This window comes from Microbacterium umsixpiens (genome assembly GCF_053543675.1).
This window is the reverse complement of the sequence record NZ_JBLVOH010000082.1, coordinates 1-8,461: the sequence shown is the minus strand read 5'-3', so window position 1 is coordinate 8,461 and position 8,461 is coordinate 1. Positions and strand designations below refer to the sequence as shown.

10 protein-coding genes are annotated in these 8,461 nt (G+C 68.2%); 2 read left to right on the top strand and 8 right to left on the bottom strand.

Annotated elements, in window-relative coordinates; genetic code table 11:
• The 6 genes from ACNPM4_RS08525 to ACNPM4_RS08500 form a co-directional block, all read right to left on the bottom strand.
• Nucleotides 1-535, bottom strand: a 535-nt coding sequence (locus tag ACNPM4_RS08525; RefSeq protein ID WP_448985398.1) for an SseB family protein, incomplete at its 3' end; no start/stop codon positions are given.
• Nucleotides 519-1,265 (bottom strand): bifunctional 1-(5-phosphoribosyl)-5-((5-phosphoribosylamino)methylideneamino)imidazole-4-carboxamide isomerase/phosphoribosylanthranilate isomerase PriA, encoded by a 747-nt coding sequence (gene priA, locus ACNPM4_RS08520; protein WP_029262491.1) that lies wholly within the window; start codon nucleotides 1,263-1,265, stop codon nucleotides 519-521. The genes priA and ACNPM4_RS08525, both read right to left, overlap by 17 nt.
• Nucleotides 1,266-1,368: 103 nt before the next feature.
• On the bottom strand, nucleotides 1,369-2,004 hold the full coding sequence (gene hisH / locus ACNPM4_RS08515; RefSeq protein ID WP_448985397.1) for an imidazole glycerol phosphate synthase subunit HisH: 636 nt from the start codon (nucleotides 2,002-2,004) through the stop codon (nucleotides 1,369-1,371).
• Nucleotides 2,001-2,618 (bottom strand): imidazoleglycerol-phosphate dehydratase HisB, encoded by a 618-nt coding sequence (gene hisB, locus ACNPM4_RS08510; protein WP_029262493.1) that lies wholly within the window; start codon nucleotides 2,616-2,618, stop codon nucleotides 2,001-2,003. Before hisB ends, hisH begins: the two co-directional genes overlap by 4 nt.
• Nucleotides 2,615-3,700 (bottom strand): histidinol-phosphate transaminase, encoded by a 1,086-nt coding sequence (locus tag ACNPM4_RS08505; protein WP_036303599.1) that lies wholly within the window; start codon nucleotides 3,698-3,700, stop codon nucleotides 2,615-2,617. Before ACNPM4_RS08505 ends, hisB begins: the two co-directional genes overlap by 4 nt.
• A gap of 66 nt (nucleotides 3,701-3,766) precedes the next feature.
• Nucleotides 3,767-4,135, bottom strand: coding sequence for a LysM peptidoglycan-binding domain-containing protein (locus ACNPM4_RS08500; protein WP_029262495.1), 369 nt, complete (start codon nucleotides 4,133-4,135; stop codon nucleotides 3,767-3,769).
• A gap of 290 nt (nucleotides 4,136-4,425) precedes the next feature.
• On the opposite strand from ACNPM4_RS08500, the gene lexA reads away from it, so the two are divergent.
• The gene (gene lexA, locus ACNPM4_RS08495; RefSeq protein WP_029262496.1) at nucleotides 4,426-5,112 is read left to right on the top strand and encodes a transcriptional repressor LexA; all 687 of its coding nucleotides are present in this window, start codon (nucleotides 4,426-4,428) and stop codon (nucleotides 5,110-5,112) included.
• Between the two features lie 22 nt (nucleotides 5,113-5,134).
• The gene (locus tag ACNPM4_RS08490; RefSeq protein ID WP_448985396.1) at nucleotides 5,135-7,000 is read left to right on the top strand and encodes a dipeptidyl-peptidase 5; all 1,866 of its coding nucleotides are present in this window, start codon (nucleotides 5,135-5,137) and stop codon (nucleotides 6,998-7,000) included.
• A gap of 10 nt (nucleotides 7,001-7,010) precedes the next feature.
• Here ACNPM4_RS08490 and smpB read toward each other — a convergent pair whose 3' ends face one another.
• On the bottom strand, nucleotides 7,011-7,487 hold the full coding sequence (gene smpB / locus ACNPM4_RS08485) for an SsrA-binding protein SmpB (protein ID WP_021199784.1): 477 nt from the start codon (nucleotides 7,485-7,487) through the stop codon (nucleotides 7,011-7,013).
• Between the two features lie 63 nt (nucleotides 7,488-7,550).
• On the bottom strand, nucleotides 7,551-8,459 hold the full coding sequence (gene ftsX / locus ACNPM4_RS08480; RefSeq protein ID WP_448985395.1) for a permease-like cell division protein FtsX: 909 nt from the start codon (nucleotides 8,457-8,459) through the stop codon (nucleotides 7,551-7,553).
• Nucleotides 8,460-8,461: the final 2 nt, after the last annotated feature.

The following is an 8,461-nucleotide window of genomic DNA, read 5'->3' as shown; positions in this document are numbered from 1 at the left end:
TCGGCTCCCAGGCATGCTCCTGGGCGATCGCCCAGACGGCCGGCCGCCGGATCACGAACTCCGTGTCGGCCGTCGGGTCGAGCACGATCAGGTCGGTGTCTTCGGCTGACGCCGCCAGCGCCGCCCGGAGCGCCTCCACGGGAATCGGGCGTGCCGTGGGATCCCACTTCTGCATCGCCTCGACGGAGGAGAAAACCGGCTGCACCCGCCGCCCGTCGGGAGCCGCGACCGTGACGATCGACAACTCCTGCGTCTTGTCGACGGCGAGGCCGCTCGGCGCGACGCCTTCCTCACCCTTCTCGGCGATCAGAGGGATCAGCACGCGAGCCGAGCGGAAAGCGTCGACGACTTCCACCTGACTGCCTTCGCCGGCGCGGAAGCGCAGCAGTGCGGCCAGCAGCGCCGGGTCGGCCGAGCCGTCGTCCGCCGCGTGCGGATTCGACTCGAAGCTGCGTCCCTCCCAGGGGACACCGGCCGAGTCTCCGTGGTTGTGCGACTCGGGCCCGCAGGCGTGGCCGTCAGTCTCCTGCGACATCCAGTGCCTCAGCCAGCGTGAACGCACCGGCGTAAAGGGCCTTGCCGACGATCGCACCCTCGACGCCCAGCGGCACGAGTTCACGGAGCGCGGCGATGTCGTCGAGGTTGGAGATCCCCCCGGATGCGACGACCGGCTTCGGTGTGCGCGAGGTCACCTCGCGAAGGAGCTCGAGGTTCGGGCCGCGAAGCGTGCCGTCCTTCGTCACGTCCGTGACGACGTAGCGGCTGCATCCGGCGTCTTCCAGGCGCTCGAGGACCTCCCAGAGGTCGCCGCCCTCCTTGGTCCAACCACGTGCGGCGAGCGTGGTGCCGCGCACGTCGAGGCCGACCGCGATCGCTTCGCCGTAACGACCGATCACATCGGCGGCCCACTCGGGGTTCTCCAGTGCGGCCGTGCCGAGGTTGATCCGGGTGGCGCCGCTCTCGAGCGCTGCCTCGAGGGTCGCGTCGTCGCGGATGCCGCCCGAGAGCTCGATGCTGACGCCCTTGAACTGCTTGATGACCTTGCGCAGGATCGGCGCGTTGCTCCCGCGTCCGAAAGCGGCGTCGAGGTCGACGAGGTGGATCCACTTCGCGCCCTGTGCGGCCCACTCCCCTGCCGCGTCGAGCGGGTCGCCGTAGCTCGTCTCGGTTCCGGCCTCGCCCTGGGTGAGGCGGACGGCCTTGCCACCGGCGACATCGACCGCGGGAAGGAGCGTGAGCGAGGGAGACTGCGCGAAGTCGTTCATGGGGTCCTTGGCTAGGGAAGGTCTGCAGCCCGGAGCGGGCACGAGAACCGAGGGTAGTCCGCCGGAGAGCGGGTGACAAAACGGATGACGTCCACGATGGGTGTCAGAGACTCCCGACCCAGTTGCGCAGGAGCTGGATGCCCGCTTCGCCCGACTTCTCGGGGTGGAACTGGGTTGCCGAGAGCGGACCGTTCTCGACGGCGGCGAGGAAGGGGTCGCCGTAGGTCGTCCAGGTCAGCACGGGCTCGGGGAACGGCGGGATGACGTCGAGCTCCCAGGACTGGGCGGCGTAGGAGTGCACGAAGTAGAAACGCTCATGTTCCAGGTCCCGGAAGAGCACGCTGTCCGCGCCGGGCTCGACGGTGTTCCAGCCCATGTGCGGCAGCACGGGTGCGTTGAGCTCGGTGACCGCTCCGGGCCACTCGCCGAGACCCGCGGTGTCGTGCCCTCGCTCGACCCCGTGCTCGAAGAGCACCTGCATGCCGACGCAGATCCCGAGCACCGGTCGTCCGCCGGCCAGACGCCGGTCGATGACCTCGTCGCCGCCGTGTGCGTGGAGCGCGTCACGGACCGCCTGGAACGCGCCGACGCCCGGAACCAGGAGACCGTCGGCCTCCAGGGCGGCCTTGCGGTCGCGCGTCAGCACGGCATCCGCGCCGGCAGCGGCCAGCGCCTTGACAGCCGAGTGGACGTTGCCCGACTCGTAGTCGAAGACGGCGACGCGGGGGCTCGCGCTCACAGTGCGCCTTTGGTGGACGGGATCCCGTCGACCAGCGGATCGAGTGCTTTGGCCTGGCGGAACGCGCGGGCGAAAGCCTTGTACTCCGCCTCCGCGATGTGGTGCGGGTCGCGGCCGCCCAGCACACGCACGTGGACGGTCAGCGCGGCGTTGAAGGTGATCGCCTCGAAAGAGTGACGCACCAACGAGCCGGTGAAGTGCCCACCGATGAGGTGGTGCTCGAATCCGGCGGGCTCGCCGGTGTGCACGAGGTACGGACGACCCGAGATGTCGACGACCGCCTGCGCGAGCGCCTCATCGAGCGGCACGAGCGCGTCGCCGTAGCGGGAGATGCCGGACTTGTCGCCCAGCGCCTCGAGGATCGCCTGTCCGAGCACGATCGACACGTCTTCGACGGTGTGGTGCGCATCGATGTCCGTGTCGCCCGAAGCGCGCACGGTCAGGTCGGTCAGCGAGTGCTTCGCGAAAGCGGTGAGCATGTGGTCGAAGAACGGCACCGACGTGTCGATGCGGCTCGCCCCCGTGCCGTCGAGGTTCAGCTCGAGTTCGACGGTGGACTCCGACGTGCTGCGCACGCGGCTCGCGGTGCGCGGGGTCGATGACGGGGTGCTCATGATGCCGATCCTATCGAGGCCAGAGCATCGAGGAACGCGGTGGTCTCGGCCTCGGTGCCCGCGCTGACCCTGAGGTGACCGGGGATGCCGACATCACGCACCAGCACGCCGCGGTCGAAGAGCTGCTGCCACGTCGCACGCGGATCGGCGATGCCGCCGAAGAGGACGAAGTTCGACCAGGATTCGTGGGGCGTATATCCGAGCGCCTCGAGGGTCGCGGTGATGCGGTCGCGCTGTTCGACGATCTCCTCGACCATGCCGAGCATCACGTCGGAGTTGCGCAGAGCGGCGACGGCCGCAGCCTGCGTGAGCGTGCTCAGGTGATAGGGCAGGCGCACCAGACGCAACGCATCGATGAACGTCGGATCTGCCGCCAGATACCCGACCCGCGCACCGGCGAAGGCGAAGGCCTTGCTCATCGTGCGCGAGACCGCCAGGCGCGGGCGCCCCTCGAGGAGTGTCAGCGCGGAAGGCGCGTCGTGCGGTGCGAACTCCTGGTAGGCCTCGTCGACGATCACGATGCCCCGCGCCGCCTCGTAGACGGCTTCGACGACGTCCAGGCCGAGCGGGGTGCCGGTGGGATTGTTCGGGGTGCACAGGATGATCACGTCGGGGTCCGCGGTGCGCACCTGCTCCGCTGCCTCCTCCGGTGTGATCGTGTAGTCGGGCTGCCTCGTTCCGGGGATCCACCGCGCGCCCGTGCCCTGCGCGATGAGCGGGTACATCGAGTAGGTCGGCGCGAAACCGAAGGCCGTGCGCCCGGGGCCGCCGAAGGCCTGCAGGATGTGCTGGAGCACCTCGTTCGAGCCGTTGCCCGCCCAGATCTGCTCCGGGGTGAGGCCGTGACCCAGATACTCTGCGAACGACTCGCGAAGAGTGGTGAACTCCCGGTCGGGATAACGGTTCACATCACGGATCGCGAGCGCGATGTCGTCGAGGATGTCGCTCGCCACCGCGTCCGGAATGGGATGCGTGTTCTCGTTCACGTTGAGGGCGATCGGGAGCGGTGCCTGAGGCGCGCCGTACGGAGTCAGTCCGCGAAGATCGTCGCGTAGCGGGAGATCGTTGAGGGAGAGGGTCACCCTTCCCATGTTAAGCGGCGCCCCGAGTCGATGACGCAAAGTTGCCGCAGCTCGGGCGCGACGGGATCAGTCCACGTACTGGGCCGGGATGGCGAGCGTCTGGCCGATCTGGAGCTCACCGCCACGCAGCAGGTTCATACGGCTGATCTCACCGATGACGTCGCGCGGGTCGGCGCCGGGGGCGACCCCGGTGGCGATCGACCAGAGAGTGTCACCGGGCATGACGGTCACGGTCTCGACGCTGACGGCTGCCGTGTCTGCGCCCGAGGCGATCGCACTGCCACCGCTGAGTGCGGCGAAGGCGATGCCGATCGCGAGCGGCACGGAGGCGAACCCCAGCAGCACGGCGCGACCGCGCGTGGTCAGCCGGAGTCGCGTCGTAGGACGGGTCGACGCCGGAATGACTGCCGCGGTGCTGAAGCCGATGCTGCTCATGTGGTGCTCCTTAGCCTGTCCCGGAGCGGTGAAGCTGCCGGGGAAGTTGGCGTAGCGTTCGCATTCCCGTCTCGGCCGGGAGCCGTGAATGCGAAGCTACGTACCGAAGATATCTTCGAGTTCGAACATCTGTCAAGTTGTCTTCGAAACCGGATGCACGATTCTGCCGACACGCTCGAACAGATCTTCCAGATCGGGCCGTTTCTCGGATACGGTTTCGATGAGAACACCACACCACGGGCCTCCGACATTCGAAGAGCGACGTCGGAACACCGCACTTAAGGAGCACCATGAGCGAGAACTCGGCCCCCGAGTCGGAGGCACCGCGGACGCGACGCCGCAAGAGCCTGAGCCCCAAGCAGATGGCGATCCTCGAGGTCATCCAGAACTCCATCGCTCATCACGGCTACCCGCCGAGCATGCGGGAGATCGGAGACGCCGTCGGCCTGAAGTCCCTGTCGAGCGTGACCCACCAACTCGGTCAACTCGAACTGAGCGGCTACCTGCGACGCGACCCCGGCAAGACACGTGCCATGGAGGTCCTGATCGATCTCCCCGGCGCCAGCGGCGAGAACCCCGCCGACGTGGCGACTCCGGTCGGCGACGCGGCGCTCGTGCCCCTGGTCGGTCGCATCGCCGCCGGCGTGCCGATCACCGCCGATCAGCAAGTGGAGGAGATCTTCCCTCTCCCCCGTCAACTGGTGGGCAAGGGAGACCTCTTCATGCTCAAGGTCTCGGGCGAGTCGATGATCGACGCCGCGATCTGCGACGGCGACTGGGTCGTCGTGCGCTCGCAGAACAATGCGGAGAACGGCGAGATCGTGGCCGCGATGCTCGACGGCGAGGCCACGGTCAAGGTGCTGCGCCGTCGCGACGGCCACACCTGGCTCCTCCCCCGAAACTCCTCCTTCGAACCCATCCTCGGCGACGAGTCCGTGGTGCTCGGTAAGGTCGTGGCGGTGCTGCGCGCCGTCTGAGTTCAGCCCATAGGCTCGGAGCATGTCGTCGCCTCACGGTTCCTGGCCCTCTCCGTTCTCCGCAGCCTCCGTCGCGGCATCCTCCCCGCGCATCGACGGGGCGCGCTTCGTCGGCTCCGAGATCTGGTGGGGAGAATCCATGCCCGCCGAGAAGGGGCGGGTCTCGGTGCGAAGCTCCTCGGGAGCCGAGATGCTCCCGGCGCCCTGGAGTGCTCGCTCCCGGGTGCACGAGTACGGCGGCGGGGCATGGACCGCCGATTCCACGGGCATCCTGTACTTCGTCGATGCCGGCGATCAGCGCGTCCATCGACTGGTCGCCGGTGCCGAGCCCGTCCCGCTGACACCGGCGGGGCCATCGCACGGAGGCCTCCGCGTGCAAGACGGCCGTCTGCTCGCCGTGCGCGAAGATCTGTCGGCCACGCCGCATAACCGCGCGATCGTCGAGATCCCGATCGACGGCTCCGCCGCGGAGGACGCGTCCGGAATTCGAGTCATCGTCGAGGGCGACGGCTTCTTCGCTCACCCCGCACTCTCGCCCGACGGCGGCCGCGTCGCCTGGATCACCTGGAACCGCGGACGGATGCCCTGGGAGGCCTCGCAGCTGCAGATCGCGCAGAGCGACGGCAGCGACGTGCACGAGATCCCCACTCGAGCGGCGTTGCAGCCCGAGTGGCTCAGCGAGACGGAGCTGATGTTCGCCGATGATCCGGACGACCGCTGGGGCCTGCATCGCATCGAGCTCGACGGAGTCTCGCCGGTCGGCGCACCGCGCGCGCTCAGCCCGACCGATGCCGACACCGGCTACGGGCTGTGGGTGCTCGGCAACCGCTGGTATCGACCCCTCGCCGACGGACGGATCGTCGCCGTCCGCACGAACGGGCGCGACGAGGTCGTCCTGATCTCACCGGACGGTGCCGCACGCCCGATCGATATCCCGGCCGACGGCCATGTGAGCATCGACGATGTGGACGGGTCGCGCGTGCTGCTCTCCGGCAGTGGCTCCGGCGTGACCGCCGGCCTGTGGTGCATCGATGTGGACTCCGGCGCGACCGTCGCCGTGCGCGGAGGTGAGCCCGTCGATGCCGAATGGATGCCGCGCGCTGTGCCGATCGAGGTCGACGGAAGGCACGGAGTCGTGCACGCCTTCGCCTACCCCCCGGCGAACCCCGACGCGACAGCCCCCGCCGACGAGCTCCCCCCGTACGTGGTGCTGGTGCACGGCGGACCGACCGCGCACGTCACCGGCGCGGCTTCCGCCGCCAACGCGTTCTACACGAGCAGGGGAATCGGCGTGCTCGACGTCAACTACGGCGGCTCCACCGGCTACGGACGCGCCTACCGCGAACGCCTGGACCGCCGATGGGGCGTCGTGGACGTCGACGACGTGATCGCCGCCGCACAGGGCCTCGCGGATGCCGGCCTCGCCGACCCGTCCCGCATCGCCATCCGCGGTGGATCCGCAGGCGGCTGGACGGTGCTCTCCGCGCTCGTGCGCGGCGGGGCCTTCGCCGCGGGGATCAGCCGCTACGGCGTGGCCGATCTGCGGATGCTGGTCGCCGAGACGCACGACTTCGAGGCGTCGTACATCGACGGTCTCGTGGGGCCTCTCCCCGAGTACGAGCACATCTACGTCGAACGATCACCACTCACCCACGCGGATCGCATCGGAGTCCCCGTGCTGCTGCTGCAGGGCGGAGAAGATCGAGTGGTCCCGCCCTCGCAGTCCGAGGCGATCAGAGACGCGCTGGCCGCCCGAGGCGTCGACCACGAGTATGTCCTCTACCCCGATGAGGGGCACGGGTTCCGCAGTGCCGACACGATCATCGACGCACTCGAGCGTGAACTGATCTTCCTCGGCCGCGTGTTCGGCTTCGAGCCGACGCTGTGACGACCGGTCGCTACTCGCCCACGCGATTGCGCAGGCGCATGGCACGATCCGCCTCGCGGGTGTCCTGACGTTCGCGCAGGGTCTGCCGCTTGTCGTACTCGCGCTTTCCCTTGGCGAGGGCGATCTCGACCTTCGCCCGCCCATCGGAGAAGTACAGTTTCAGCGGGATCAGGGTGTATCCACCCGCCGAGACGGCATGCGCGATCTTGGCGATCTCCTCGCGATGCAGCAGCAGCTTGCGGATCCGCTTCGCCGAGTGATTGGTCCAATGCCCCTGGGAGTACTCCGGGATGTGCACCGAATCGAGGAAGACCTCGTTGCCCTTCACGAACGCGTAACCGTCGCTGAGGTTGGCGCGCCCCTGACGCAGTGACTTGACCTCGGTGCCGGTGAGCACCATCCCCGCCTCGTACGACTTCTCGATCGTGTAGTCGTGACGTGCGCGACGATTGGTCGCGACGACCTTCTCTCCGCGTTCCCTGGGCATGATGCTCTCCTGTTGCCGTGATGAGCTCGATCGATCGTTCCGACCGAGCAGCCTTTCAGGATATCAGGTACGGAGCCAACGCCTGATCGCGAAGCCGGCGGACAACGCGGCCAGGACGACGCCGATGCCGATCAGCACCGGTACGACGAGCATCGCGTCCTGCATCGTCACCCAGGTCGTGATGAACGGGACGCGGCCTCGCAGGTAGCCGTTCACCCCGAAATGCATGCCGGCGACGACCGCGGCACTGGCCAGCGCCGAGCCGAGGAACGCCGCGAACACGCCTTCGAGCACGAACGGTGTCTGGATGAACCGGTTCGAGGCGCCGACCAGGCGCATGATGCCGATCTCCTTGCGACGCGCATACGCCGACAACCGGATCGTCGTCCCGATCAGCAGGGTCGCCGCTATCAGCATGAGCACCGCTATGCCGACGGCGATATACGTCGCGACGGTCAAAGCGGAGAACAGCGGCTCGAGGTATTGGAGCTGATCCTTGACCTGCTCCACTCCGGCCTGGCCGCTGAATGCCTCGGCGAGCACCTGCGACTGCCCCGGGTCTTTCATCGTCACGAAGAAGACCTCGAATGCCTGGTCGGGCGTGAGCACACTCGCCTGGTCCTCGCCGAGCTGCTCGACGAGCTTGGCGTACGTGTCCTCCTTGGTATCGAAGGTCAGCGAGCTGATGAGCGGTGCCAGCGCGTCGCCTTCGAGCTGCGCCCGGACCGCGGCCACCTGCTCCTCGCTCGCGGCTCCGTCGATGCAGGTGTCGGATTCCGAGACCGCGGAGCACATGTACACGGCGACCTGGGCACGCTCGGCCCAGTAACCCCGCATGACGCCGATCTGCGACTGCATCAGGATCGCCGCGCCGACGAAGGTGAGCGAGACGAAGGTGACGAGGATCACCGAGATGACCATCGAGATGTTCCGTCGGAGACCGCCCAGGGCCTCGGTCAGGATGAGTCCGATTC